Source organism: Mesorhizobium sp. B2-6-1 (assembly GCF_006440475.1).
GTDB lineage: Bacteria > Pseudomonadota > Alphaproteobacteria > Rhizobiales > Rhizobiaceae > Mesorhizobium.
The window spans coordinates 1-26,744 of sequence record NZ_VFUH01000025.1; the positions used below are offsets into that span (position 1 = coordinate 1).

Sequence of the window (26,744 nt, forward strand, 5' to 3'; positions counted from 1 at the left end):
CGCGTCGCCGGCACCCGCCGGGTGGAACTCGAGATCGGCGGCGAACGCCAGCGCGTCGAGATCGAGCTGCCCGTCGACCACCCCGCGGCACAGAAGAGCCGGGTAGCGTTCCGCCCGGGCCGCTGGAAGCTGTTTCCGGCGGCTTGATATTAGACCGAGCACCACTCCAGCCAGTTCTCGATCTTCAGGTTGCGGATTCGCATGAACTCGCCCGTATTGGCCGTTACCAAAGTGATGCCCATAGCGCAGGCGTGCGCAGCAATAAAAAGGTCGTATGGCCAATGGGTTGGCCGGCGGCCTCCAGCTCTGCACGAAGGGCGACATACTCTGCATCCGCCGGCACATCGAGCGGCAAGACCGGAATCTCAGCCAGCAATTGCTCGACTTTTTTGAGCAGCTTGGTTGATCCCTTCCTGGCACAGCCATATCGCAATTCCGAGGCAACCACGATACTTGTGCAAATGGCGTCGTCTCCCTCGCGCTCCACTGCATTGGCGGCTTTGCCAGCCGGATTTCGGATCATGTCACTGATGATGTTGGTGTCCAGCATGAACCGCATCAAAAAATGTCCTCGGATTCGACTGGCGCATCATTGATTTCGGGAAGATCGTCCTCGGGGCCGAGCGGCGGCTCGTTTGCCCATTGGGCGAGCAACGCGCCGAGCCCAGCTTTGCGGATCGGCTCAATGACAAGGCGGTCGCCTTCACGGCTGATCAGGACCTTCTCGCCGGGGAGCTCGAACTCGACAGGAATGCGCACCGCCTGGCTGCGGTTATTGCGAAACAGCTTCGCCTCCTTCGACGGCCGCGTTGTTGAATGGCGGTGTTGGGGCATGGTTGCCTCCTTTGTATATGCATATTGGGCGGAACAAAATTCTAATGACAGCGTTCATGACGACATTTTTTCTTACGGTGGCACCGCGAAACTATTGCACGTGCCTCGTCGGGCAAGTGGCGCAGGACTATGGTCAGGTGATTAAGCACTACACGGAGTCTTATTTCATGAAGCGATTTCTCCTCGGCGTCGCCACCGTCGCCGGCCTGTTCCTCGCATCTTCCCAAGCCTGGTCTGCCGACAAGCTGCTCAACGCCTCCTATGACGTCGGCCGCGAACTGTTCGTCCAGGTCAACAAGGCATTCATCGAGAAGCACCCGGGCGTGAGCATCGACCAGTCGCATGCCGGCACCTCGGCTCAGGCACGCGCCATCGCCGAAGGGCTCGGCGCTGATGTCGTCACCTTCAACCAGGTCACCGACATCGACTTCCTGGTCAAGAAGGGCCTCGTCTCGGCCGACTGGCAGAAGGATTTTCCCGACAACGCCTCGCCCTTCTATTCGCTGCCGTCCTTCCTGGTGCGGGCGGGCAACCCCAAGCACATCAAGGATTGGAACGACCTGGTGCGCGACGACGTGCAGGTGATCTTCCCCAACCCGAAAACCTCGGGCAATGCGCGCTACACCTATCTGGCGGCGACCGCCTACGCCAAGGAGGCCTTCAAGGGCGACGACGCCAAGGTGAAGGAATTCATCACCAAGTTGTTCAACAACGTGCCGATCTTCGACACCGGCGGGCGCGCAGCCACCACCACTTTCGTGCAGCGCGAGATCGGTGACGTGCTGATCACGTTCGAATCCGAAACCCGCGGCATCCGCAAGGAGTATGGCGACGACAAATTCGAGCAGGTCACGCCTTCCGTCAGCCTGCTGGCAGAATTCCCGGTGGCGATCGTCGACAAGGTCGCCGACGAACATGGCACGCGTGATCTGGCCAAAAGCTATCTCGATTTCCTCTATACGCCCGAGGGGCAGGACATCGCCGCTGACAATGGCCTGCGCGCCCGCGACACGGCCGTCGCCGCCAAACACAAGGCCGACTTCCCGGACGTGCGCCTGCTGACGGTGGAAAACGTCTTCGGCGGCTGGGACAACATCCAGAAAGAGCATTTCGCCGCCGGCGGCCTGCTCGACCAGGCCTATGGCAGCCGATAAGGTTTTCGCGGCGCGATAGCACGTTACGGTAAGCAAATCAGGAAAGCCGGCGCTTTGCCGGCTTTCGCCGTTTGCGGCAAAATATGGCAAATACGACGCCAGCCGCGCAAAAGGTTACGAAGAATCAACGCGTTTGCGCCTAACGTGCCGACAAATCGGCTTGTTCGCGAAACGGCAGCGCTCCACAAGCCCCGTCATCATTTGCACACAAACAGCCGCCAGATGCGGATTGTTGGGGCTTCATGGGTTGACTCGGGCATGCTGACTAAAAAAGGCAAATACGGCCTCAAGGCCCTCGTGCATCTGTCCGGCTTGCCGGCTGGCCAATTGGCCTTCGTCAACGACATCGCGGTCGCCAACAACATCCCGAAAAAATTCCTCGATGCCATTCTGGGCGAGCTGCGCAATGCCGGCTTCGTCCAGAGCCGCAAAGGCAAGGAAGGCGGCTATCGCCTCGCCCGCCCGGCCTCGGAGATCAAGATCGGCCATGTGGTGCGTGTGCTGGACGGGCCGCTGGCGCCGATCCCATGCGCCAGCCGCACGCAGTATCAGCGCTGCGAGGATTGCGACGAAGCGACGTGCCAGGTCCGGCACATGATGCTCGAGGTGCGCCAGGCAATCGCCGAGGTGCTGGACAACCGCAGCCTTGCCGCCATGCGCGATGCCGACAATGATGATTTTCCGGTCGAGTTGACGTCGCAGATCTAGATCCTGCGCATGAGCCGCACTTGCCGGCGTAAGTCGCATGCCGGTATGGCGCCGATCAAGGTTCAGAACCGCCGCGTCATGCGCACCGCCTCGGCGACGAGATCGGCGATCGGGTGCGTCGCATCGAGCGTCAGCGCCCGCTCATCCGCCGCCGGTGGCTCGAGAATGGCGAACTGGCTGTCGACCAGGCTTGCCGGCATGAAATGGCCCTTGCGGCTGGCGACCCGCAGCTTCGCCATGGCCGGATCGATCTCCAGGTAAAGGAAGACGATGTCACGGCGGAAACCGCGCAGTCGTTCACGATAGCTTCGCTTCAGCGCCGAGCAGGCGGCGACAACGCCCTGCCCTTTGCCGGCCGAGGCCGCGATGCGCTCGCCGATCGCATCGAGCCATCCCTCGCGCAAAGTGTCCGTGAGCGGCTCGCCTCTGGCCATGCGTGCGACGTTTTCCGGTGGATGCAGCCGGTCGCCTTCGATGAAGACGGCGCCCAGTCTCTCCGCGAGCGCCATGCCGACGGCCGACTTGCCGCAGCCGGCGACGCCCATTGCCACGATGACCGGCGCCGGCCCCGCGGTGCCTGTCGGCGATTGAACTGTCCTTTCCGCCACGATGGTCTAGCGGCTTGCCGGCGCGCGGCCGTAGAGCAGCAGCATGGCGACGATGACGACGCCGTAGATGATCTGCCTACCCGCCTCCGGCATCTGCATGACCGACAGTATGGATTGCAGGAGCGTGATCAGGATGACGCCGGCGACAGTGCCGAGATAGGAGCCGCGCCCGCCAAGGATCGAGGTGCCGCCCAGCACGACGGCCGCGATCGACGGCAGGAGATAGGCGTCGCCCATCGACTGCGCCGCCTTGGAGGCGTAGCCGGCAAGCAGCACCCCGCCGAAGGCGGAGAGCCCGCCGGAGACGGCAAAGGCGATCATCACCACGCGCCTTGTGTCGATGCCGGAGAGGTAGGCGGCACGCTCGCGGTTGCCGATGCCGTAGACGGTGCGGCCAAAGCCGGTGCGGGTCAGAACGAACACCATCGCGGCGCCGATCAGCGCCCAGATGATGACCGCGTTGGGAACTCCCGGAATGGCAAAGCCGGTAGCCAGGTAGCGCATGGCGCCGGTGGCCGAATCCTGGGGCGAGAAGCCGCCGGTGTAGACCACCATCAGCCCTTGCGCGACGGCGTTGGTGGCGAGCGTGATGATCATGGAGGGAATGCGCAAATAGGCGACGCCGATGCCGTTGACGATGCCGATCAGCACCCCGCACAAGATGCCGAATGGAATGGCCAACGCAACGCCGGCCGGGCCATAGGCGGCCGCAGCGCAAGCCATCATCGCGCCCGCCGCCACCGACCACGGCACCGACAGGTCGATCTGGCCGAGCAGGATGACCAGCATCATGCCGGTGGCGATGACGCCGAGAAACGAGGCCACCTTGAGCTGCTGCAAGAGATATTCAGGCGACAGGAAGCTGCGCGAATAAAGACTGCCCAGCAGGAGCAGGACCACGATGCAGGCAAAGGCCGTCAACACCGCGGGATCGGCGCGGCGAATGAATTTCGGCATGCGGCCGGCGAGGCCACCCAATGTCGTCTCGCTCACAGGAACCACTCCAGCCGGTTGCGGACCCGAAACAGGGCGAAGGCGCCGAGGCTGACGGCGATCAGCAGGATAACGCCCTGGAACAGCGGCTGCCACAGCGGATCGAAATCGAAGACGAACAACAGATCGCCGATGGTGCGGAAGGCGAGCGCGCCGAAGATCGCGCCAATGGCACTCCCCTTGCCGCCGAACAGCGAGACGCCGCCCAGCACCACGGCGGCAATGGAAAACAGCGTGTAGGAGTTGCCGCTGGCATAGGCCGCTTCGCCCGTATAGGTGAAGAACGTCAGGAACAGGCCGCCGATCGAGGCCAGCAGCCCCGCCAGCGTATAGGCTGCGAACTTGCCGCGCCGGATGGGCACGCCTGACATGTAGGCCGCCATTTCCGACGACCCTGCCGCATAGGCCGCGCGGCCAAGCACCGAACGGCTGAACGGCACCCAGATCACCAACACGACGGCCAGGAGCACAACCATGCTGGCCGGCACCACGTCAAACACACGGCCCGTCAGCGCGTCAGCCAGATCCTCGTTGACCGATCCGCCCGGGAACGGCCGCAGTAGAAGCCCGATGCCATAATAGACCGCGCCGGTGGCGATCGTGGCGACGATCGGCTGCAGCCGCCCGTAGATGACGATGGCGCCGTTGATCGCCCCGCACAGCAGTCCGACGGCCAGTACCGCCAACACGCCAAGCGCCGTCTGCACCGGCGTGCCCACCACCAGCCACGAGGCCAGGCAGTTGGTCAACAGGAAGATCATGCCGACGGAAAGGTCGATGCCCGCGGTGATCACCACCAGCGTCTGCGCCATGGCGACGAAGGCCAGCAGCACGCCCTTGTTGGCCGCCGTCTGCACGACATTGGCGGTGAAGCCGGCCGGATGGTTCGCGGTGTAGATGACGAACATGACGATGAAGATGCCAAGCGCCAGCAGCGTTCCGCGCTGCTCCGCCAACCAGTAGCGCCAATCCTTCACGCCAAAATCCCTTTCACGCGTTCGCTCCCCGGTTCACCGGGCTATCCCCGCCAGGCATGTTGAGCGCGCTTGATATCAGAGCCCGTTCGGTGATTTCGGCGCCCACCAATTCGCGCTTGACCGCCCCGTCATAGAGCACCAGCACACGGTCGCAGCAGCCGATCAGCTCGTCATAGTCGGTCGAATAGAACAGGATTGCCGCCCCCGCGTCCGCCAGCTTGCGCATCAGCTGATACAGCTCCTGCTTGGTGCCGACATCGATGCCGCGCGTCGGATCGTTGAGCAGGATGATGCGCGGCTGGCGCATCAGCCATTTGGCGATGACGACCTTCTGCTGGTTGCCGCCCGACAACGCGCCGACCGGAATGTCGAGGCCGGCCGTCTTGATCGCCAGCAGGCCGACCATGTCGTCGATAAGCCGCTGCTCGGCGGCGCGGTCTATTATGCCGCCTTTCGACAGCCGGTCGAGCGCGGCGAAAGACAGGTTCTCGCGCACCGTCATCGGCAGCATCAGGCCTTCGGTCTTGCGATCCTCGGGAATGAGCGCCATGCCGATGCCGTTCTCGCGTGCGGCGGCGGGGCTGGCGATGCCCACTGGCTTACCGTCGACCAGGATCTGGCCGGAAAGGCCACGCAGGACGCCGAAGAAAGCGAGCAGCAATTCGCGTTGGCCCTGCCCGTCGAGGCCGCCGAGGCCGACCACCTCGCCTGCCCTGACCGACAGCGAGATGTTGTGCAGGCGATCCGTCCAGGAGAGCTTGCGGGCTTCGAGCACCGGCGCGGTGGTGGCCGGCGCGAATGTCGGCTTGGGCGGGAAGATATGGCTGTATTCGCGCCCGATCATCAGTTCGACGACTTCACTGTCGCTCTTCGAGCCGGCGGGATAGCTGGCGACATTGCGGCCGTTGCGGAACACCGTGCACTGGTCCGCCAATTCGGCGATCTCGTTCATGCGGTGCGAGATGTAGAGCAGCGCCAGCCCTTCCGAACGCAGCCGCTTCAGCACGGCGAAGATCTTCGACACATCCGCCGCCGTCAGTGCCGAGGTCGCCTCGTCGAGGATCAGGATGCGTGGCTTCCTGGCCAATGCCTTGGCGATCTCGACCATCTGCCGGCGTGACAGCGGCAGGTCCTTGACCAGCGCCAGCGGATGAATGTCGGATGCTCCCGCACGCGCCAGCGCGTCCTCGGCGATGCGCCGCTGCGCCTTGCGGTCGATCATGCCGAAGCGTTTCGGCGGATCGGATATGACGATGTTGTCGGCGACGCTGAGTTCGGGAATCAGCGACAACTCCTGGAAGATGCAAACTATGCCGGCCTTGTTCGCGGCGCCCGGCGAGGCGAAGGTCGCCTCTCGCCCGTCCAGCACCATGCGGCCCTCGTCGGGCGCAACGACGCCCGCCATGATCTTGATCAGCGTCGACTTGCCGGCGCCGTTTTCGCCGAGGATGGCGTGGATGCTGCCGGCCTCGACCGACAGGTCGGCCTTCTCCAGCGCCCGCACGCCGCCATAGCGCTTCGATATGCCTTCCATGCGCAAGAGCGGAGCCGCACCGTCCATCAACCCTCCCAGGGCGCTCGAACATTCAAGAACCGGCGCCGCGGCTTAGCCGCGGCGCCGAAACGATATCCACTGGAAACTACTGATTTTCCTTGGTCTGACCCATGATTTCCTGGGCGCTGAAGTTGATGCCGCAGGTTGGGAAGGAGTTGCCGACGAAGAAATTGTCCGACTCTTTCGGGAAGTAATCCGTGCCTTCCTTCATGTTCGGATCTTCGGCGATCGCCAGCGGCAGCTTCACCTCTTGCGGCACCACTTCGCCTTCGAGCGCTGCAATCGCGGTCTTGATGGCGACGGCGACCTGGGCCGGGCCCGAGCCCGCGGAAGAGCACTTCAACCCGTCGGCCGAATGCGCCGCGCAGAACTTGCGGAAGCCGTTTTCGGTTTCACCGCCAAAGGGCACGAACGGATGCTTGGCATCGATCATCGCCTGCACGATGCCGGTGTCGCCGCCCTGGCCGGTGATGCCGTCGAATGGCCCGTTGGTGGCGATCGCGTCGGCGGTGACCTTCTGTGCCACGCCGTCGTCCCACTTGCCGGCGACTTCGGTGACGTCCCATTTCTTGCCGGAAGCGTCGAGCACCTCGTGGATGCCGTTGTGGCGATCGGTATCGACGGAGGTGCCGGCAACGCCGCGCACTTCGAGAATCTTGCCGCCATTCGGCACCTTCGCGACCAGCCATTTGGCCCACAATTCGCCGAGGCCCTTCTGGTCCACATTGACGTTGATGGCATCCTTGGTGTCGAGGATGTTGTCGAAGGCGACCAGCACGATGCCAGCCTGCTTGGCGCGCTTGATGACCGGGCCGAAAGCAGTCGGGTTCTGCGCGTCGGTGACGATCGCGTCATAGCCGGAATCGATGAAGTTGTTGATCGCCGAGATCTGCGCCGGCACGTCCTCGCCGGTCGAGACGACCTTGAATTCCTTGATCTTGGCTTTGACGTCCGGCTGGGCGGCATAGGCCTTTGCGGTCTGCACCATCTGGATGCGCCAGGTGTTGGCGATATAGCCATTGGCGAAGGCGATGCGGTATGGGCCTTCCTTTTTGGGATATTTGAAGAATTTCGTGTCCGCGCTCCAAGGCGCGAAGCAGTCGGCTTGGGCGGCCGGGCCCGGCACGATCTCGGGGCCGGCGGCCATGGCGGCCGAGTTGAGCATGACGAATGCGCTGGCGGCAACGATGCCACCTACCAGTGACTTGATCATCGATAATCCTCCCATTTTGTAATTCTGACGTCGTTTCGCGATGTGAATTTCGCACGGTCGGCTCCGGCTCCTCCTGCCTTGCCGTACCTGCCTTTCCGATGGCCAATGGTCTAGGCGATGCCTCCTCCCCCGTCGTTCCCAGGTTGCTGGGAAAATAGCATATTATACATAATAAACAAGAATTAGTTGTCGCTTATGTATAATAGACAGGCGCCGTACCGTTGCATTTCTCTTTCCTGTCCGACGACGACGGTAGCGCTACCATGAACGGCGTGTAAAGCGCCCTTTCTCTTGATCGCGAAAGCGTGTTCAGCGCGCCGTGCTCTCGCGGCGCATGAGTTCGAAACCGAGATCCACGACGCGCTGCTGCGGAGGCTCGCCTCCTATCGCCGCCAGCGCCATGGCCACTGCCCGCCGTCCGATCTCGTAGCGGGGCGTGCGGATGCTGGTGACGGAGGGAAACGCCACCTGCATCATGTCGAGATCGTTGAAGCCGACGATGCCGATCCTCTTGGGCACACCGATCGAAGCGCGATGACACTCGAACAGCGCGCCTAGCGCGATGTCGTCATTGTTGCAGAATACGCCGTCGAGCGTCGGCATCTTGGCCAGCGCGTCGCGGAAAAGTTCGCGTCCCAGCGTCACACTGGACGGCACCGGCGTGGTGGTGATCAGTCGTGGATCGAATAGGCCGGCTTTCTCCACTGCCATGCGGTATCCGGCCAAGCGCCGCTGCGAGCGCGGATCCATGCGCGCACCGATGAATCCGATGCGGCGGTAACCCGCTTCGAGCAGATGCTCAGTCGCCGCCCTGCCCCCGTCCAGATGCGAGAAGCCGACCATCATATCGACCGGATCCGGGCCGGTTTCCATGACCTGGACCACCGGGCAGCCTGCATTCTCCAGCAGTTTTCGCGAGGCCGGCGTCTGGTCGATGCCGGCCACGATCAGCGCCGCCGGCCTTTGCGGCCCGAACACCTGCAGCAGCCGTTCTTCCTCGAGGCCGGAATAGTGGGTGTTGCCGAGCTGGATGCGGAAGGCGCTATCCGACAGGCTGTCATAGATGCCACGCACCACCTCGGCAAAGACGTTGTTGGTAAGCGACGGCACCAGCACGCCGAACACCTCGGCGCGGGCCGAGGCCAGCGCCCGCGCGTTGGGATCCGGCACATAACCGAGCTCGTCGACGGCGGCCTGGATCTGGCGGCGCAGGTCCTGCGAGACCCGCTCCGGCTCGCGCAAGGCGCGAGACACGGTGATGGCGCCTACGCCCGCCTTGCGCGCGACGTCTGATATGGTCGGGCGGCCGCCGCCTCGGCGCGAGCGCGGCTTGATCAAGGACAGGCTCCATGCGGTGCGTGGCCGCCAAGGCGCTGCCGCAATACGATCGACGTTGCTGTCGCCATTTCACCAGCCTGTGCCGCACCACTCGCCTCTGGCGTCGCGCAGCCCCGGCCCGTTGTCAAGCCGAGGCGCTTGCGGGCGAGTGCTTCCGCTCTGCCTCAGGCCATCGCCGTTGCGCCGCGTCTTGCCTTCCAAAGCACCAGCACCATCACCAAGATGTTCAGCAGGTTCCAGGCGATGCCGTTCAGGAACGCGGCGGCGTAGGAGCCGGTCAGGTCGTAGATCCAGCCCGACATCCAGCCGCCGATCGCCATGCCGAAAATGGTCGCCATGATGACAATGCCGACGCGTTGGCCGGCCTCCCTGGCGGGCATGTATTCCCGCACGAGGATAGCATAGCAGGGCACGATGCCACCCTGCGACAGGCCGAAGACCAGCGAAACGACGTAGAGCGAGGCAAGCCCGTCGAAGGGAATGTAAAAGAACAGTGACAGGCATTGCAGCACCGAGCCGATAAGCAGGGTCTTCACCCCGCCGATGCGGTCGGCAACGAAGCCCGAAGCCACGCGGCTGACCACGCCGGCCGCCATCATGATCGACAGCATGTCGGCGCCATGCGCGACGCCGTAGCCGAGATCCATGCAGTAGGCCACGATATGCACCTGCGGCATCGACATCGCCACGCAGCAGCCAAGACCAGCAATGACAAGCAGCACCTGGAGTGCCGTCGGCGACAACGAGATCGGCTGCACCAGCCGGCTGCCCGCGGAACCGGCGGCCGCGATCGGGGCGCCGCGCCGCAGCATCAGCACCAGCGGCACCATGGTCGCCAGGCAGAAGATGCCGATGGCCACATAGGTGAAGCGCCAGCCTTCCGCCTTCATCAGGGGTGGCATGACGGTAGGCCAGATCGTTCCGGCGAGATAGCTGCCGGCCGCGGCCGCCGCCACGGCGACGCCGCGCCGGCGGTTGAACCAATGCGAGATGTCAGCGATCAGCGGCCCGAAGATCGCCGATGTACCGACCCCGATCAGCAAGCCCTGGGCGAGCGTGAACTGCAGGATCGAGGTCGACAGCGCCGCCAGCAGGAAGCCGGCAACCAGCGCCATCGAGGAAACAAGCGCCGGGATCCAGTAGCCGACACGGTCGATGGCGCGCCCGACCAGAACGTTTCCGGCGGCAAAGCCGACCATGGTCGCGGTGTAGGGCAGAGCGGCGTCGGCCCTGTCGACGCCGAACTCGGCCTGCACGGCCGGCAGCACCACGACCACGGCCCACATGCCGACGCCGCCGACTGTTGACAAAAGCATCGACACCGCCAGCCGTATCCATGCATGCGAGCTGTCGACGACCGCATTGCCGGCTGCTGGTGAGGAGAAGATCGAGGCCAAGCTGTTTCCCATCCGTCATCGACATTGACCATGGTCGCGGTCATGCGGCCTAGCGGCCGACGGTCCTTCCACCACTATCGGCGCATTCGCGGCGCCGAGCAGCGCCACGTGGGTAATTCCATGGTTCCAGGGTTCGCCGGTTCCGGGCTCACCGGAACGTGCGACGATGAAGGACGTTTTGCAATCGGCTCAACGCGAAGGAGATTGCCATGACCGCGAAACGGAAATGGTCGGCTGAGGTGACCGAGCACAGCAATGCCATGGATCTCGAAGACCATGTCTTCGAATCCCACGACCCGAAGAAGATCGCGGCTTCGCTCAAGCGGTCGGCCGAACACAGCGACCGGCGCAAGGCCGAACCGTTCCAGTCCGCCATGTCGATGCTGAACTTCTACATCAACCGTGCCGGCAAGAACCTGCCGGCGAAGCAGAAGAAGGTGCTCGAGGACGCCAAGGACGAACTGCGCGCGGCGTTCGGACGTGAGAAGGAAGAGTAGGCAGCAAGCCGCGTGACGGGTTCCTGGAACGGCTTATCGTGACCTGATCACGCCGTCTGTGTTGGCGAGCAGCTTGCGCACCGCGGCACGCGCCGCGTCGGGCCGCTGCAGGCGGATGTTCTTCTCGATCGCCTCATGCATCTTCTGTGCGTGCTGCAAATCGTCGAGTTCCCGCGTCGTATAGGTGAAGAGATGGTCGAAGGCGGATTCGATCAGCACCCCGAGCGGCACCAGCAGGTCGTTGCCAGACGCCCGCAGGATCGCGAGATGAAAGCGCGTGTCGGCGCGGGTGCGCTCCTGCAGGCTTGGTGCCTCGCCCATCTCGCGGCAGGCCTGGCTGATTTCGGCCATCTGCTCGTCGGTCCGCCGCATGGCGGCAAAAGCGGATGCCTCCGGCTCGATGATGTGGCGGAATTCCTGCACCGTCTTCAGAAATACCTCGCGGTCCGGCGAGGTCGCGTACCAGGCAAGCACGTCGCGGTCGAGCAGATTCCAACGTTCTTTCGGCTCGACCCAGCTGCCGATCTTCGGGCGCGAGGCGAGCAGGCTTTTGGCCATCAGCATCTTGATCGCCTCGCGTACCGCCGAGCGGCTGACGCTGAAGGTCTCCGACCATTTGGCTTCGTTGGGCAGGATGGTGCCGGGCGGATAGTCGCCGCGCACGATCCTGAGCCCGATTTCGCTGGCCAGCGAGGTGTGCACGCTGGAACCCGGAATGCGCGCCGCATCGGTGCGGCGAACGCCGGCCTGACGCTCGGCCGATGCCGCTTTTGCCGGCGATTTTTCCTTGTTCGGCTTCGCGTCCCGCATAGGCTCCAGAAAGTCCGGATTGAGCAAGCTGTCAAGCACGGCAAGCGGGTTCACCCGCAACGCCGGCTTCTGTGCACAGCTCAACCCCCCGGCGGGGCCTGTTTTCAAGAGATCCTCACGTATTTGCGCCAGCTGTGTTCCGGCCGAAAGCCCAACATGTCGCGCGCCTTGCGATTGGACAGCAGCGTCTCGAATTCGCCGAGCTCACCCTTGACCGGCACACCGGGATAGAAGCGCTTCAGCAGTTCCGCGGTCGGCAGGTCCGACGACGTGTCGTCATTGGCAGCGTTGAACACCTGGTAGCCGAGCCCATCCTTCTCGATGGCGCGCAGCGTGATCTGGCCGAGGTCGCGCGCATCGACATAGCTCCAGGCGATGCGCTTGCGGAAACCGGGATCGGCGAACCATTTCGGAAACAGGGAGTATTCGTGCGGTTCAATGACGTTGCCGATGCGCAATGCATAGATGTCGGCACCGTCGCGCTGCGCAAAGGCCCGTGCCGTCTTCTCGTTGACCACCTTGGAAAGGGCATAGCTGTCCATCGGATCGACGTCGTATTCTTCGTCGAGCGGGAAATATTTGGGCGTGCGCGGCTCGTTGGCGAAGACCAGCCCGTAGGTGGTCTCGCTGGAGGCGATTATCACCTTGCGGATGCCGAGCTTCACCGCCGCCTCGATGACATTGTAGGTACCGAGCGCGTTGATGCGGAACACTTCGTTGTCGGGCGTGATCATGATGCGCGGGATCGCGGCGAAATGCACCACGGCGTCGACGGGCTGGGGGCGCAGCGACGGGTCGAATTCATGCAAGCCCGCATAGCTCGACAGCGCGTTGAACACCTGCCCGCTGTCGGTGATGTCGGTGATCAGCGTGCGCACCTTGGGATTGTCGAGCGGCTTGGTGTCGATGTTGAGCACCTGGCAGCCCTGCTCCACCAGATATTGCACGACGTGGCGCCCAGCCTTGCCGCTGCCGCCGGTGAACATGATCCGCTTCATTATTCTGGTCTCCACGAAAGCTCAGGAATTATGTGTATTGTCAGACAATATTGCTTTCTGCAACCGCTTGCGGCTAAAAGAGCGGCGACATTATCGATAATCGCAACACAGGACAGACAGCATGAACACGACCGCCGCGAGCGAGAAGATCGGCTTCATCGGCCTTGGCCTGATGGGTCATGGCATCGCCAAGAACATCGTCGATAAAGGCTATCACCTGACCTTCCTCGGCCGCAAGAATCGCAAGCCGGCGGAGGATATGGCTAATCGCGGCGCCCACGAAGCCTCGACCTCCCGCGACGTGGCGGCGGCATCGACGATCGTCTTCATCTGCGTCACCGGTTCGCGTGAGGTCGAAGCCATCATTCGAGGCCCCGGCGGTCTCAAGGAAGGATTGAGAAAAGGCTCGGTAGTCGTCGACTGCTCGACCTCCGACCCGGTCTCGACCGTTGCGCTGGCCGCCGAACTCAAGGCGCTCGGCGTCAACTATGTCGATGCACCGCTCAGCCGCACGCCGAAGGAGGCTTGGGAAGGCACGCTCGACGCCATGGTCGGCGCACCCGACGCCGTCTTTGCCAGGGTCAAACCGGTGATCGAAACCTGGGCCGGCCGTATCGTCCATATCGGCGACACCGGCGACGGCCACCGCATGAAATTGCTCAACAATTTCGTCTCGCTGGGCTATGCGGCGATCTATTCCGAGGCATTGGCCTTGGCCGAGAAGGTCGGCATCTCGCCGCAGCGCTTCGACAGCGTCATCCGCAACGGCCGCATGGATTGCGGCTTCTACCAGACCTTCATGCGCTGGACGTTGGAGGGCGACCGCGACGCCCACAAATTCACTATTGCCAACGCCTTCAAGGACTTGACCTACCTCGAATCGATGGCGGGTTCTGCCGGCATTGCCAACCCCCTCGGCAACGCCACCAAGAACGCTTTCGCCGGAGCACACGCCACCGGACCGGCCGAGCAGTACGTGCCGATGCTGGCCACCCATATCGGCAAGGTCAACGGTGTCGATCTGATGCCGATGAAAGATGGAAAGAAACAGACGATTTAAGGGTGAGAAGCGGTCCGCGCACCGGATGAAAAGCCAATAGCTTGGCTTTTCGAGCTTCGAACGCCGGGAGCCTGCGAAAGGCCGCAGAAGGCTACGCATTGTCCATAGAAAGGTGATCACCAAGCGCGAGCGTCGATCACCCTCGCCCTCTTCCGATCCCTTCATCGGTATCGGCGAGTAGCTTGTGCACGGCGTTGCGCGCCGCTGAGGGGCGCTGCAAACGAATATTCTTCTCGATCGCCTCGTGCAGCCTCTGGGCCCGCCGTTGGTCGCCGACCTGCTGAGTCGTGAAGACGAAGAGATGGTCGAGCGCCGACTCGATGAGCACGCCGAGCGGCACCAGCAGATCGTTGCCGGAGGCCCGCAGGATGGCAAGATGAAAGCGCGTGTCGGCCCGGATGCGCTCCTGAAGGCTTGCCGCCTCGCCCATCTCGCGGCAGGCCTGGCTGATCTCGGCCATCTGCTCGTCGCTGCGCCGCACCGCGGCAAAGGCGCTCGCTTCCGGCTCGATGATGTGGCGGAACTCCTGTACCGTCCGCAGGAACACCTCACGGTCCGGCGCGGTCGCGTACCAGGCGAGCACGTCGCGGTCGAGTAGGTTCCAGCGCTCCTTCGGTTCGACCCAACTGCCGATCTTGGGGCGCGAAGCGAGCAGGCTTTTGGCCATCAGCATCTTGATCGCCTCGCGCACCGCCGAGCGGCTGACGTTGAACGTTCGCGACCATTGGGCTTCGTTGGGCAGGATGGTGCCTGGCGGATAGTCGCCGCGCACGATCCTGAGCCCGATCTCGCTGGCCAGCGAGGCGTGCACGCTGGCACCGGGAAAGTGCGCCGCATCGGGCCGGCGCATGGCGGCCGGACGGCGGCCGGCCTGTGCCTTGGTCCGAATGGCTCGCTTGTTTGACTTTTCGTCCGGCATCCACGTTCCAATGCGTCGGCCGTACCTGTTCCGGTCAGGAACTGTCGGGTGCGCCGATGCCATTGCCGAAAATTCGAACCACGGGCGCGCCAAAGCCGGAGCCGCTGCCCCTGAAATGCGTGTCCCTGTTCGTCAGCAGAGGTGGCGGGGCGCCCGTTGACGGGCGCCCCGATCGAGACGCCTACTTCTGGATGCAGGTGTCGACCGTATCCTTGGTACATTCGTCGAGGCCGGTGAACACCGGATCGTCGACCTTCTTGCCTTCGACCAGGTCGATCATCACGGACGGCGCCTTGTAGCCCATCTCGAACGGCCGCTGGCCGACCAGCGCGGTGACAAGGCCATCCCGCGCGATCGCCACCTCGTCGCCGATCGTGTCGGCGGCGCCGATGACGAAGTCGTTGCTGGCCAGCTTGTCCTTCAGCGGTCCAACCAGATCGCGATAGGGCTGCGGCGCGCCGAACAGCGGCCAGCCGCCCATGATGCCGAACGCATCGAGCTTGGGGTTGGCGGCAAGGATGTCGGTCATCGCCTGGACGCCCTTGGCGCCGTCGTCGTTGGTGAACACCGGACAGCCCGCCACTTCCGTCCAGCCGCCTTCGCCGGCAAGGGCTGCAAGTCCTTCCTTGCCCGACAGCGCGTCACGCATGCCTTGCGCGCGGCGAAGGATGTTGTCGGCCGCCGGATTGCCCTCGATGGTGCAGATCGTGCCGCCCTTCGGCTTGGCCTTCTTTATGTATTCGCCGATCTTCTTGCCCATCAGATAGTTGTCGGTGCCGAGATAAGTCTTGCGAAGTGCTGCGTCTTCCTTGGCAAGATCGGCATCGACGGTCATGATCGGGATCGACGGGTTGGCGCTTTTGATCGTTTGCGCGATCAGCGGCGCGTTGGACGGCGAAATCGCCATCGCCACCGTGTCCGGCTTGCTCAGCATATCCTGCACGATCTGCGCCTCGCCGGCCTCGTCGGAAGTCGACGCCGGACCGGTGTAGAAGCACTCATATTCCGAGCTGGCGTTTTCCTTGTTCCATTTCTCGCAGCCCTGGTGGATCGCCTCGAAGAACGGATTGTCGAGACCTTTCACCACGATGACGAGCTGCTTCTTGGCCAAAGCCGGCCCGGCGCCCAACGCCATGGCGGCGACGGCGGCGAGCAAAACTGTTTTCCTCATGTCAGTCCTCCCTTGGAAACAGACGGACACGGCGTGCCCGCCACACAGATCGGCCGAATGCGAGATGACAGAAGCAAGCGCTCGTGCCGTCAGGCCAGGCCGATAAGTATTTTCAGATGCGACCAGCCCGGCAACGATGCCGGCACGGTCGATAATCCTCTACCGGTTGCGCCGCCAAACAACGTCGTCAAAGCCGGCATATCTTCCTCCGACGCTCAACTAATAACGGCTTGCCGCCAACGTCAATTGCTATTTGTCCTACAAAACGGATTTTTCCCGAAAGGCGGGATCTCATTCGTCCGACAATTGCCCAAATCTTATTCGTCAGACAATTGACGCCCATGCAGGCATTTGCGTAAATGACCGCGTCGCTGCTTCCGGGAGGAGCTGGGGTAGCGAACCGAAGCCGTCGCCCCTTCCGGGACAGACGGCCAGACATGGGAGGCAAAAGGCTGGTGGCGGTTCTCGAACTCACCAACATCTCGAAGCATTTCGGCGCCATCCAGGCGGTGAACGACGTGTCGCTGTCGATCGAGCCCGGCCAGGTCGTCGGCCTGATGGGTGACAACGGCGCCGGCAAGTCGACGCTGGTCAAGATGATCGCCGGCAATTTCCGCCCGAGCCACGGCACCATGCAGATGGACGGCAAGGATCTGATCCTGCACAAGCCGGTCGAGGCCCGCCAGCACGGCATCGAGATCGTCCACCAGGATCTGGCGCTGTGCAATAATTTGACGGCGGCGGCCAATGTCTATCTCGGCCGCGAACTGCGCCGCGGCGTCGGGCCCTTCCGTATCCTCGACTATGCCGCCATGTACAAGCGCGCCGGCCAGATATTCGCCGAGCTCAAATCCGAGACGCGCCCGCGCGACCTCGTCAAGCAGATGTCCGGCGGTCAGCGCCAGGCGGTGGCGATCGCCCGCACCATGCTGTCACAGGCCAAGATCGTGCTGATGGACGAGCCGACAGCGGCGATTTCGGTCCGCCAGGTGGCGGAGGTCCTCAACCTGATTCGCCATTTGCGCGACCAGGGCATCGCCGTGGTGCTGATCAGCCACCGCATGCCCGACGTTTTCGACGTCGCCGACCGCGTCATCGTCATGCGGCGCGGCAGGAAAGTCGCCGACAAGGCGATCGCCTCGAGTTCGCCCGAGGAAGTGACAGGGCTGATCACCGGCGCCATCGAGCAGGTGGTGTGAGAGCGGCAAAACCGGATTTCATTGCGCTGGCGCGTTTCGCTGCCGGCAGGAAAGGTCGATAATGGCAGTCACCCTTGATCAGACGATCGCGCAGAAACAGCACAGTTTTCTGTCGCGGCTGTTCTCCAGCCAGACGTTCTGGGTGGTGATCGCCGTCATCCTCGCCTGTATCTTCCTATCCTTTGCGACGGATGCCTTCGCCACCCCGAAGAACCTCTTCAACATCACCCGCAACGTCACCTTCGTCGCCATTGTCGCGCTGGGAATGACCTTCGTCATCATCACCGGCGGCATCGACCTCTCGGTCGGTTCGGTGCTGTGCCTGTGCTCGATGGTGCTGGCCGTTACCATGCATGCCGGGTTTTCGATCGAAGTCGGCATCCTGGCCTCGATCGCCACGGCACTCGTCATCGGCGGCTTCAACGGCATTCTGATCGCCTATCTCGGCTTCCCGCCCTTCGTGGTCACGCTCGGCATGCTGTCGATCGCCCGCAGCCTCGCCATGGTCGCCTCCAACAACACCGTCGTCTTCCAGTTCGGGCCCGATCACGACAAGCTGCTGGCGCTGGGCGGCGGCGCCTGGCTGTTCGGGATCGCCAATCCGGTGCTCTACATGATCCTTTTGGCGCTGATCACCGGCTTCATCCTGCGCTGGACCAAGTTCGGCCGGCATATCTTCGCCATTGGCGGCAACGAGCATGCGGCGACGCTGACCGGCGTTCCGGTGCGCCAGATCAAGGTCGCCGTCTACATGATTTCGGCGCTGTCGGCGGGAATAGCCGGCATCATCCAGACCGGCTGGCTGGGCGCCGTCACCACCAATCTCGGCAACGGCATGGAGCTGCAGGTCATCGCCGCCACCGTCATCGGCGGCGCCAATCTCGCCGGCGGCGTCGGCACCGCCTTTGGCGCGATCGTGGGTGCCGCCCTCATCGAGGTGATCCGCAACAGCCTCGGCCTGCTCGGCATTAACGCCTTCTGGCAGGGCACCTTCATCGGCGGCGCCATCCTGCTGGCGGTGCTGTTCGACCGCATCCGCAACTTCAGGCGAAGCGACTAAAAGCCTGTCTTCGCCGAAGCGGCGTTCATTTCGGTCCTATCGCTCAGTCTGAAAATCGGCTGAAGCGGCCTGCCGCGAATACCGGGCGTGCGGCTATGCCTTGACGGATACGGAAAACCGGCCGCACAATCCCCAAGCAGGCGAAGGGAGGCCAGTCGCCTGCGGGAGGATATACCCATGACGGAAGCGATCAGGCTCTACTGGGGCCGGTTCGGACATGTTTCTGTCCTGAATGTCGCGAGCGACTTCGTCACCCATGCCCATGTCGAGGCACATCTCATCATCTGGCTGGAAGGCACCGCCGGCGAGATGACCATCGGCCGTGAGACGGTCCTGCTTGGACCTGGCACGGCTGCCGGCATCAACTCGCTGCAGCCGCATAGCCATGTGCTGTCGCAGGACGGCACCCCAGGCCTGTTCCTCGCCTTTTACATCGACCCGGACTGGGCACGGCGGCGCCGTGACCTGCCCTCGTCCGCGCCGCTTTTCGCGCAGGCGGCAATCACGCTCGAACCCTGGCTGCACCAGGCTGCTGCCGGCCTGCTCGATCATCTGACCGACAATGAGAGCATCGACGATGTCGCCAGTTACGAGATCGAGCGCTTCATCGACTCGGTGCTGGATGCCGCCGACGCTTCAGCTCCGCAGGAGCCGCGCGGCCGCGTGAACACCATGCAGGATTTCCGCGTCCGCAAGGCGATCCAGCTGATGAAAGCCAATGTCTGCGAGCGTATCTCGTTCGATGACGTGGCGCGCAGCGTCGGCCTGTCGCGGCCGCATTTCTTCGCCCTGTTCAAGGAACAGACCAGTTTGACGCCCAACGTCTACTGGAACACGCTGCGCATGGAGGAAGCGGTGCGCCAGCTCCAGTGGTCGCATGAGCCGCTGATATCGGTCGCCTGCAATCTCGGCTTCACCACCCAGGGCAATTTCTCGCGTTTCTTCCGCGACCATGTCGGCGTGCCGCCGACGCTCTATCGCGAAGCGGCGCGAGCAGTGTCCTGACGGGCCGGAAAGCGGCTATTTTCAGACTGATTGATACGTGCCCAAGACGCATTGATAAGCACCGCGACCACGGTCGGCCTACCGTCCTAAGCAGAATGTTTGCAAGGGAAAGAGCATATGGCTGATGTCACCATCTCCACCGTCATCGACGCGCCGGTCGAAAAGGTCTGGGCGCGCATCCGCGACTTCAACGGACTGCCGAATTGGCATCCGCGCATGGTCGAAAGCCATATCGAGGACGGCAAGGACGCCATCACGATCGGCTGCGTGCGCAACTTCCAGCTGGCCAGCGGCGCGCGGCTGCGCGAAAAGCTGCTCGATTTCTCCGATGAGAATTTCCTCGTCAGCTATTCGATCCTGGAAACGCCGCAGCCGCTCACCAACCACAGGGCTACGCTGCAATTGCGGCGCGTCACCGACGGCGACCGCACCTATGCCGAATGGACCGCCAGCTTCGACGCAGCACCCGAAGAAGCCGACAAGCTGGCCGAGGGCATGGGCGCCAATGTCTTCCAGGGCGGCTTCAACGCCCTGAAGAGCCATTTCGCCGGCCAGGGTTGAGGAGCGGGCCGTGGCGCTGGCATTGCAGAGTTTTGCAACGGTGAAAGACGCCAGCGCGGCGCTGAAAGCCGCCGGCACGCGCTATCTCGGCGGTGGCACGCTCGTCTTGCGCGCCGCCAATGAGGGCGACGTTTCGGTCTCCGGCCTTGTCAGGTCGACCGACCCGGCCTTGTCGGTCATCACGGTCTCCGGCGGCACGATCCGCATCGGCGCTTCGGTGACCATGGCGGCGATCGCCCGCCATCCCGAGCTCGGCCAGCTTGCCAAGGCCGCGCGTGCGGTTGGCGGTCCGGCGATCCGCAACATGGCGACCGTCGGCGGCAATCTGTTTGCGCCAAGCCCCTATGGCGATTTCGCAGTCGCCCTGCTGGCGCTGGACGCCATGGTGAGCACCAATGACGGCGAAATGCCGATGGAAGCGTTTCTGGCCAAGCGGGGCGGGAGCCGCGCGATCGTCACCTCGGTCAGCTTCACGCGGCCGGCACAGGGAAGCTTTCGATTCGTGAAGGTCTCGCGGGTAAAGCCCAAGGGCGTCTCGGTGCTCAGTATCGCCGCTATCCTGGAACAAGCCGGCGACGGCACGATATCCTCGGCGCGCATCGCGCTCGGTTGTATGGCCGACCGGCCGATGCGAGCCAAGACAGCCGAAAAAGCGCTGCTCGGCAGGACACTGGACGCGGACGGCATCGCTTCGGCACTGGCCGCCGCGGGCGACGGCACCGCACCAATCACCGACCCGATCGCCAGCGCCTGGTATCGCGCGCAAGTGCTGCCGGTTCATCTCGGTCGGCTGCTGCTCAGCTAGTCACATTCGGGGCGCGCGCTTGCCCTGCGGGGCAGGCGCGCAAGGAGGAAGAATGGCAAAGGTTCCCGTCCAGTTCACGCTCAACGGTTCTGAGAAGGCCGAATTCGTCGAAAGCGGCACCACGCTGCTCAACGCCTTGCGCGACAAGATCGGCGACACTTCGCCGAAGGGCGGCTGCCATCAAGGCACCTGTGGCGCCTGCTCGGTGATCGTCGACGGTGAGCTCCGGCTGTCCTGTCTGACGCTCGCCGAAACCTGCAACGGCGCTGCCATCACCACCACATCGGGTCTTGCCGAAGGCGGCGTCCTGCATCCGCTGCAGCGCGCCTTTCTCGACGCCTTCGCCACCCAATGCGGCTTCTGCACGCCGGGCATGCTCATGGCGGCCAAGGTGTTGCTCGACCACACGCCCGATCCCAGCCGCGACGATGTCGTCGAAGCGCTGTCGGGCAACATATGCCGCTGTACAGGCTACGAGCCTATCATCCAGGCGGTGCTCACCGCCGCTCGCGCCAACTCGCAGAACGCGGCCTGAGGGAAGCAAGATGGAACTGCGCAAAAGCTATTTTTCGGACGTCCGCAAGGATGACCTCAACGAGATCGGCCAGCCGAGGCCCCGCTCGGATTCGCCCGGCCATGTCACCGGCAAAACCGCCTATTTCGCCGACCGCAACTTTCCCGGCATGCTGCATCTGAAGATGGTGCGCAGCCCGCACCATCATGCCCGCATCCGATCGATCGATACGTCCGAAGCGGAAAAACATCCGGGCGTGGTGAAAATTCTCACCGCCAGGGACGTCCCGCACAATGTCTACACCATCCTGATCCTGATCCAGATCGGGCCGGAGGACGAGGCGGTTCTGGCCGACGGCAAGGTGCGCTGGAAGGGCGAGGCCGTGGTGGCGGTGCTGGCCGAGACGGAGCGCGCCGCCCAGGAAGCCGCGGCCAAGGTCAAGGTCGACTACGAGGTGCTGCCGGCCGTCTTCGACATGGAGGAAGCGCTGAAGCCCGGCGCGCCCCTCGTCAACGAGTATCACGGCCAGAACTACTATCTCTATGACAGCGGCGAGTGCCGCAAGGTGCGCTTCGGCGATGTCGAGGCGGGGTTTGCCGAGGCCGACTACGTCCTCGAACAAAGCTACCAGTCCTCGCCGATAGAGCATGCGCCGACCGAGACCACCGGCTGTATCGTGGCACCGGAGGGCAATGACCGCTTCACCTGCTATACCAACACGCAGGCGATGTTCTTCACCCTCGACAACACGTCGATCATTTTGCAGATGCCGGGCAGCAAGCTGCATTTCGTCGGCGGCACGGTCGGCGGCGGCTTTGGCGGCAAGGTCGATGTCATCGTCGAACCGATCGCGATCCTCGGCGCCAAGCTAACAGGGCGACCGGTCTGTTTTACCTACAGCCGCGAGGAGGAGATGCAGATTTCGTCACCTCGCGCGGCCGAAAAGGTCGTCATCAAGGACGGCGTGATGAAGGACGGCCGCATCGTCGCGCGCAAAGTCACCGGCTACACCGACGCCGGCGCCTACTCCCGCCATTCGCCCTATGGCGCCCAGAAGGGCGCGGGGCACTATCCCGGCCCCTACACCATCCCCAATGTCTGGATCGACACGTACTGCGTCTACACCAACCGCACCCCCTCCTCCGCCATGCGCGGCTTTGGCGTCACCATCGGTGACTTCGCGCTGGAGGTGCAGATGGACAAGCTGGCGCGGCTGATCGGCATGGATCCGCTCGAATTCCGCTTCATCAACGCCTATCGCGACGGCGATATGAAGGCGCATCGCCAGCCGACCGAAGGGGCGGCCCTCATAGAGTGCATGCAGGAGGCTTCGCGCGCCGCCAACTGGCCCGTGGCCGAGAAGTACATGGCGATGTCCTCCTACGCGAAGGGAGCTTGAGATGGCGATCAGGCGCGGACGCGGCGTTGCCGCGATCAATTATCCCACGGGCATGAACCTTGGCGGCGATCCCACCCAGGCGCTGGTGCATTCGACCCCAACCGGCAATTTCATGGTGACCCTATCATCGGTCGATCTCGGCCAGGGCATGAAGCAGATCATGGCGCAGATCTGCGCCGAGACAATTGGCGTGCCGACCGACCGCGTCGTCGTCGACACCGCCGATACCGACACCGGCCCGCACTGCATGGGCACTTTCGCCTCGCGCGGCACGCACCGCGCCGGCAACGCCGTCATCCAGGCGGCGAGGGAAGCCCGCCAGGTGATGCTGGAAGTGGCCGCGGAGGAGTTGGAGGTCAACGCCTCCGACCTCGAGACCGACGGTCAGGGCAACATATTGGTGAAGGGCGCGCCGCAGAAATCGATCTCGATCTTCGACGTCGCTCTGTCGGCGCATTTCAAGCGCGGCCGCTCGATCTCGGGACGCGGCATGTTCCTCATCCCGCGCTCCTATCCGGAGAAGGAGACCGGCGCGATGAAGCCGTCGACCTGTTACGCGCATGCCTGCACGGTGGCCGAGGTCGAGGTCGATGACGAGACCGGCGAGGTGACGGTGCTGACGGTGAAGAACGTCTTCGAGATCGGCCGTGCGCTGAATCCCAAGATGGTCGAGCAGCAGCTGGTCGGCGGCTCCTGGATGGGCATCAGCCATGCGCTCTACGAAACGACCGAGCCCTATTATCCTAACCGTGACCACGGCGGCACCGACTTCAACCAGTATCTGATGCCAGGTCCCGGCGACCTGGCCGAAACCGAGATTATCGTGCTGGAGCGGCCCTCGGCAGATGGTCCTTACGGCGCCAAGGGGCCCGGCGAAATGTGCGCCAATCCACAGATTCCGGCGGTCGCCAATGCCGTTTTCGACGCTGTCGGCGTGCGCATCGACACGCTACCGATCACGCCGGAACGCATTTTGCGTGCGCTCAAGGCGCAAGCGACGACCTGAGAACCGACATGCCCGAGGTAAACGCCGAAACGGTCGCGACTTCGCCAGAAGCGGTCGCCGAGCGCCTCGCTGCCTCGCATTATCTGGCTGATGAAAGCCTGGCGACGGCCATCTTCCTGGCGATCCGGCTGGGCAAGCCGCTGCTGCTCGAAGGCGCTCCGGGCGTCGGCAAGACGGAAGCGGCCAAGGCAATGGCCGAACTGCTCGGCCGCGATCTGGTGCGGTTGCAATGCTATGAAGGCATAGACGCCGCGCATGCACTCTATGAGTGGAACTACCAGCGCCAGCTGCTCGCCATCCGCCATGCCGGCGAGCAAGAAGTCGATATCTACGACGACCGCTTTCTGATCGCCCGCCCGCTGCTGCAGGTCCTGAAGGCGCCGGAGCAGCGCATCCTGCTGGTCGACGAGATCGACCGTTCCGACCACGAATTCGAGGCGCTGCTGTTGGAGTTTCTTTCCGACTTCCAGATCAGCATTCCCGAGCGCGGCACCATCCGCGCCACCACACAGCCGATCGTCATCCTGACCTCCAACCGCACCCGCGAACTCGCCGAAGCGCTCCGGCGGCGTTGCGTCTATCACTGGATTGGCTATCCCGATGCCGAGCGTGAGGCGGCCATCATCATGCTGCGCGCCGGCGATGTCGCAGAGGCAACGGCACGCGCCGTGGCCACAGCCGTGCAGACCATCCGCGCGCGTCCACTCGCCAAACCGCCCGGCATCGCCGAGGCGGTCGAATGGGCCAATGCCGCGACCATTCTCGAAAAAGGCGGCAGTCCATGGCCGGAAGCCTTCCGCCGCGCCATCGGCGTGCTGATCAAGGACGAGGAGGATCTGTCCTACATCGCGCCCGAGCTCGGCCGGATCGTCGACGAGGTGCTGGCGTGAGCCGCGACGTCATTCAGCAACGCGGGCGGGACAGCGCCCCCCTCTGTCCTGCCGGACATCTCCCCCGCGCCGCAACGCCCTTGCTCAGCTTCGCTCGCCTGCTGCGCCGCTACGGCTTCGCTATTGCCCCGGAACAAGTCTCCCGTTTCATGCAGGCCGTGACCCTGCTGGGGCCGCGCTCGATGGCGGACATCCGTGAGGCGGCCCTGGCCACACTAGCGCCGCCGCCTGACCGCCGCGACGAATTCGAAGCGCATTTCCAGAGCCATTTCTATGGCAACGCGTCAGCTGTGATCGAAGGCGATGCAGACGAGGAAACGCGCATCAAGGATGATGGCGGTGCCGACGACGAACGGATCGAGGCCGAGCAGAAACAGGAAGGCGGCGAGTTGTCTTCCGCCCTGGAGCAGTTGAGCTCGCGCGACTTCCAGCGCGACGACGACAGTCTGACCGCGTTTCGCCGAAAGCTGTCATCGGCCCTGCCCGCCCGACGTTCCTTCCGCACCGTGCGTACCCATTCGCGCGGCAAGCTCGACCTGCGCCGCTCGCTCAGGGAAATCGTCGGCGCAGATGGCGATGTCCCCTCGCCGCTGCTGCGCCGCCGCCAGACCGTGCCGCGCAAACTGCTGCTCTTGATCGATGTCTCCGGCTCGATGAAGCTGCACACCGCCGACTATCTCAAGCTGGCGCATGCCGCCGTGCAGGGCGCGGACCGCGCCGAGATCTTTACCTTCGGCACGCGGCTCACCCGCATCACCTCGGCATTGCGCATCCGCGACCGCGATCAGGCGCTGGCGCGCGCGGCGGCCCAGGTCGACGATTGGGATGGCGGCACCCGCATGGGACCGACCCTGCTGGCATTCCTCTCGGTGCCGCGCTTTTCGTCGTTCACGCGCGGCGCCGCGGTCGTCATTCTCTCCGACGCGCTGGAGCGCGGCGACCATGCCGAACTGGAGATTGCCATGCGCAGGCTTAGCGCCCGCGCCTTCCGGCTGTCGCTGGCGACCCCGCTGGCCGGCGATCCGCGCTTCCAGCCGGCGACAGCGGCGCTGCGCGCCATCCTGCCCGACCTCGACGATCTGGTCGACGGCTCGTCGCTGGCCGGCCTCACCGATTTCATCCTGTCGCTCGCACGCCCCGCCCCGGCGGCCGCGACCATCTGGAAAAGGGTATCGTGATGCAGAAAGCCATCGACGCGCATTTCCACATCTGGCGCCAGAAGGACCAACCATGGCTGGTCGGCCCGATGGTGCCGCGCATCTTCGGCCCTTACGAACCGATCCGCCGCGACTATCCGATCGATGAATTTTTGGCCGACCAAAAAGGTTCGGGCGTCGAAAAAGCCGTTTATGTCCAGACCAATTGGGCCAAGGAGGATTTCGAGAAGGAGGTCGCCTTCCTGCAGAAGACCGCTGACGAGACCGGCTGGCCGCACGCCATCGTCGGCTATGCCGACATGACGGTGGACGATGTCAGGCCGCAGATCGACCGGTTGATGAAATACAGGCTGCTGCGCGGCGTGCGCATGCAACTGCACTGGCACGAGACCCCGGCCTTCCGCTTCGCCGCCTCGGCCGACCAGGTGATCGACCCCAAGGTCCGCGCCAACGTCGCGCGGCTGAAGGATTACGGCCTGTCCTTCGACCTGCAGCTCTTCCCCGCCCAGATGAAGGACGGGCTGACGCTGGTCGGCGAAAACCCGGAGACGAATTTCATCCTGACCCACGCCGGCATGCTGACCGGCATGGAACCGGAAACCACCGAAGCCTGGAAGGCCGGCCTGCGCACGCTGTCGGCGGCGCCCAATCTCTACGCCAAGCTGTCTGGCCTCGGCACCTTCGTTCACCGCAACGACCCGGCGCTGATCGCCTACATCATCGACAATGCGATCGATATTCTTGGCAGCGACCATCTGATGTTCGGCTCGAACTTCCCGATCGAGAAGCTCTGGACCGGCCACGCCGAACTGATCAAGGCGCACCGCGATGCGGTGGAGAAGCATGGCACGGCGGCGGAAGCCGACATTTTCTGGAACGCGGCGGAGAAGGTTTACAGGCCGGTGTAACGCGTCTT

Annotated in this window: 28 protein-coding genes and 1 pseudogene; 16 read left to right on the top strand and 13 right to left on the bottom strand. The window is 63.7% G+C overall.

What is annotated here, in order from left to right:
- A partial coding sequence (locus FJ443_RS29880; RefSeq protein WP_181172152.1) for a TOBE-like domain-containing protein occupies positions 1-147 on the top strand: 147 nt, incomplete at its 5' end.
- Positions 148-149: 2 nt separating this feature from the next.
- Here the strand turns inward: FJ443_RS29880 and FJ443_RS29885 are convergent.
- Both FJ443_RS29885 and FJ443_RS29890 read right to left on the bottom strand, forming a co-directional pair.
- Positions 150-559: pseudogene (locus FJ443_RS29885) on the bottom strand (type II toxin-antitoxin system VapC family toxin).
- Positions 559-834 (bottom strand): antitoxin, encoded by a 276-nt coding sequence (locus FJ443_RS29890; RefSeq protein ID WP_140562394.1) that lies wholly within the window; start codon positions 832-834, stop codon positions 559-561. The pseudogene FJ443_RS29885 and the gene FJ443_RS29890 overlap by 1 nt, the downstream one beginning before the upstream one ends.
- Positions 835-1,001: 167 nt before the next feature.
- Between FJ443_RS29890 and FJ443_RS29895 the strand changes: the two genes are divergently transcribed.
- Entirely contained in the window at positions 1,002-1,988 is a 987-nt protein-coding gene (locus FJ443_RS29895) for a sulfate ABC transporter substrate-binding protein (protein WP_140499837.1), read from the top strand.
- Between the two features lie 258 nt (positions 1,989-2,246).
- Positions 2,247-2,696 carry an Rrf2 family transcriptional regulator gene (locus FJ443_RS29900; RefSeq protein WP_013530871.1) on the top strand — a complete coding sequence of 150 codons (450 nt, stop codon included), beginning with the start codon at positions 2,247-2,249 and terminating at the stop codon, positions 2,694-2,696.
- Between the two features lie 62 nt (positions 2,697-2,758).
- Here FJ443_RS29900 and FJ443_RS29905 read toward each other — a convergent pair whose 3' ends face one another.
- The 7 genes from FJ443_RS29905 to FJ443_RS29935 all read right to left on the bottom strand — a co-directional run bounded on the left by FJ443_RS29905 (position 2,759) and on the right by FJ443_RS29935 (position 10,789).
- Entirely contained in the window at positions 2,759-3,241 is a 483-nt protein-coding gene (locus FJ443_RS29905; RefSeq protein ID WP_140666849.1) for a gluconokinase, read from the bottom strand.
- Between the two features lie 69 nt (positions 3,242-3,310).
- On the bottom strand, positions 3,311-4,297 hold the full coding sequence (locus FJ443_RS29910) for an ABC transporter permease (protein ID WP_140499839.1): 987 nt from the start codon (positions 4,295-4,297) through the stop codon (positions 3,311-3,313).
- Complete coding sequence (locus FJ443_RS29915) at positions 4,294-5,274, bottom strand: ABC transporter permease (RefSeq protein ID WP_140499841.1); 981 nt, start codon at positions 5,272-5,274, stop codon at positions 4,294-4,296. The genes FJ443_RS29910 and FJ443_RS29915 overlap by 4 nt, the downstream gene beginning before the upstream one ends.
- Before the next feature lie 13 nt (positions 5,275-5,287).
- Entirely contained in the window at positions 5,288-6,835 is a 1,548-nt protein-coding gene (locus FJ443_RS29920; RefSeq protein WP_140515833.1) for a sugar ABC transporter ATP-binding protein, read from the bottom strand.
- 79 nt (positions 6,836-6,914) lie between these two features.
- Positions 6,915-8,042, bottom strand: coding sequence for a sugar ABC transporter substrate-binding protein (locus tag FJ443_RS29925; protein ID WP_140515835.1), 1,128 nt, complete (start codon positions 8,040-8,042; stop codon positions 6,915-6,917).
- 309 nt (positions 8,043-8,351) lie between these two features.
- Positions 8,352-9,380 carry a LacI family DNA-binding transcriptional regulator gene (locus tag FJ443_RS29930; protein WP_140499846.1) on the bottom strand — a complete coding sequence of 343 codons (1,029 nt, stop codon included), beginning with the start codon at positions 9,378-9,380 and terminating at the stop codon, positions 8,352-8,354.
- Positions 9,381-9,544: 164 nt separating this feature from the next.
- Positions 9,545-10,789, bottom strand: a complete 1,245-nt coding sequence (locus tag FJ443_RS29935; RefSeq protein WP_140666835.1) for an MFS transporter — start codon at positions 10,787-10,789, stop codon at positions 9,545-9,547.
- Positions 10,790-10,986: 197 nt separating this feature from the next.
- On the opposite strand from FJ443_RS29935, the gene FJ443_RS29940 reads away from it, so the two are divergent.
- Entirely contained in the window at positions 10,987-11,274 is a 288-nt protein-coding gene (locus tag FJ443_RS29940; protein WP_140499848.1) for a DUF3175 domain-containing protein, read from the top strand.
- Between the two features lie 33 nt (positions 11,275-11,307).
- Here the strand turns inward: FJ443_RS29940 and FJ443_RS29945 are convergent, their stop codons facing one another.
- Positions 11,308-12,084, bottom strand: a complete 777-nt coding sequence (locus FJ443_RS29945; protein ID WP_140500153.1) for a FadR/GntR family transcriptional regulator — start codon at positions 12,082-12,084, stop codon at positions 11,308-11,310.
- A gap of 104 nt (positions 12,085-12,188) precedes the next feature.
- Positions 12,189-13,085, bottom strand: coding sequence for an NAD(P)-dependent oxidoreductase (locus FJ443_RS29950; protein ID WP_140500155.1), 897 nt, complete (start codon positions 13,083-13,085; stop codon positions 12,189-12,191).
- Between the two features lie 118 nt (positions 13,086-13,203).
- Between FJ443_RS29950 and FJ443_RS29955 the strand changes: the two genes are divergently transcribed.
- On the top strand, positions 13,204-14,142 hold the full coding sequence (locus FJ443_RS29955; protein ID WP_140666837.1) for an NAD(P)-dependent oxidoreductase: 939 nt from the start codon (positions 13,204-13,206) through the stop codon (positions 14,140-14,142).
- A gap of 136 nt (positions 14,143-14,278) precedes the next feature.
- Here FJ443_RS29955 and FJ443_RS29960 read toward each other — a convergent pair whose 3' ends face one another.
- Both FJ443_RS29960 and FJ443_RS29965 read right to left on the bottom strand, forming a co-directional pair.
- The gene (locus FJ443_RS29960) at positions 14,279-15,061 is read right to left on the bottom strand and encodes a FadR/GntR family transcriptional regulator (RefSeq protein WP_140499852.1); all 783 of its coding nucleotides are present in this window, start codon (positions 15,059-15,061) and stop codon (positions 14,279-14,281) included.
- A 181-nt stretch (positions 15,062-15,242) separates the two neighbouring features.
- Positions 15,243-16,232, bottom strand: coding sequence for a sugar-binding protein (locus tag FJ443_RS29965; RefSeq protein WP_140499854.1), 990 nt, complete (start codon positions 16,230-16,232; stop codon positions 15,243-15,245).
- Positions 16,233-16,687: 455 nt separating this feature from the next.
- On the opposite strand from FJ443_RS29965, the gene FJ443_RS29970 reads away from it, so the two are divergent.
- The 11 genes from FJ443_RS29970 to FJ443_RS30020 all read left to right on the top strand — a co-directional run bounded on the left by FJ443_RS29970 (position 16,688) and on the right by FJ443_RS30020 (position 26,736).
- Entirely contained in the window at positions 16,688-17,431 is a 744-nt protein-coding gene (locus FJ443_RS29970; RefSeq protein WP_140500157.1) for an ATP-binding cassette domain-containing protein, read from the top strand.
- Between the two features lie 61 nt (positions 17,432-17,492).
- Positions 17,493-18,491: an ABC transporter permease gene (locus tag FJ443_RS29975; RefSeq protein ID WP_140499855.1), complete on the top strand. Its 999-nt coding sequence runs from the start codon at positions 17,493-17,495 to the stop codon at positions 18,489-18,491.
- A 177-nt stretch (positions 18,492-18,668) separates the two neighbouring features.
- A complete protein-coding gene (locus FJ443_RS29980) occupies positions 18,669-19,496 on the top strand; it encodes an AraC family transcriptional regulator (RefSeq protein WP_140499857.1) in 828 nt (275 codons plus the stop codon).
- Between the two features lie 117 nt (positions 19,497-19,613).
- Entirely contained in the window at positions 19,614-20,057 is a 444-nt protein-coding gene (locus FJ443_RS29985; RefSeq protein WP_140499858.1) for an SRPBCC family protein, read from the top strand.
- Positions 20,058-20,067: 10 nt separating this feature from the next.
- Positions 20,068-20,862, top strand: coding sequence for an FAD binding domain-containing protein (locus FJ443_RS29990; RefSeq protein WP_140499860.1), 795 nt, complete (start codon positions 20,068-20,070; stop codon positions 20,860-20,862).
- A gap of 52 nt (positions 20,863-20,914) precedes the next feature.
- Positions 20,915-21,397 (top strand): (2Fe-2S)-binding protein, encoded by a 483-nt coding sequence (locus tag FJ443_RS29995; protein WP_140499861.1) that lies wholly within the window; start codon positions 20,915-20,917, stop codon positions 21,395-21,397.
- Between the two features lie 10 nt (positions 21,398-21,407).
- On the top strand, positions 21,408-22,775 hold the full coding sequence (locus tag FJ443_RS32005; protein WP_140499863.1) for a xanthine dehydrogenase family protein molybdopterin-binding subunit: 1,368 nt from the start codon (positions 21,408-21,410) through the stop codon (positions 22,773-22,775).
- Between the two features lies 1 nt (position 22,776).
- A complete protein-coding gene (locus FJ443_RS32010) occupies positions 22,777-23,781 on the top strand; it encodes a molybdopterin cofactor-binding domain-containing protein (RefSeq protein ID WP_140521560.1) in 1,005 nt (334 codons plus the stop codon).
- An 8-nt stretch (positions 23,782-23,789) separates the two neighbouring features.
- Entirely contained in the window at positions 23,790-24,671 is an 882-nt protein-coding gene (locus tag FJ443_RS30010) for a MoxR family ATPase (protein ID WP_140666839.1), read from the top strand.
- Positions 24,672-24,772: 101 nt separating this feature from the next.
- The gene (locus tag FJ443_RS30015) at positions 24,773-25,849 is read left to right on the top strand and encodes a VWA domain-containing protein (protein ID WP_181165282.1); all 1,077 of its coding nucleotides are present in this window, start codon (positions 24,773-24,775) and stop codon (positions 25,847-25,849) included.
- On the top strand, positions 25,849-26,736 hold the full coding sequence (locus tag FJ443_RS30020) for an amidohydrolase (protein WP_181167212.1): 888 nt from the start codon (positions 25,849-25,851) through the stop codon (positions 26,734-26,736). The genes FJ443_RS30015 and FJ443_RS30020 overlap by 1 nt, the downstream gene beginning before the upstream one ends.
- Positions 26,737-26,744 lie beyond the last annotated feature (8 nt).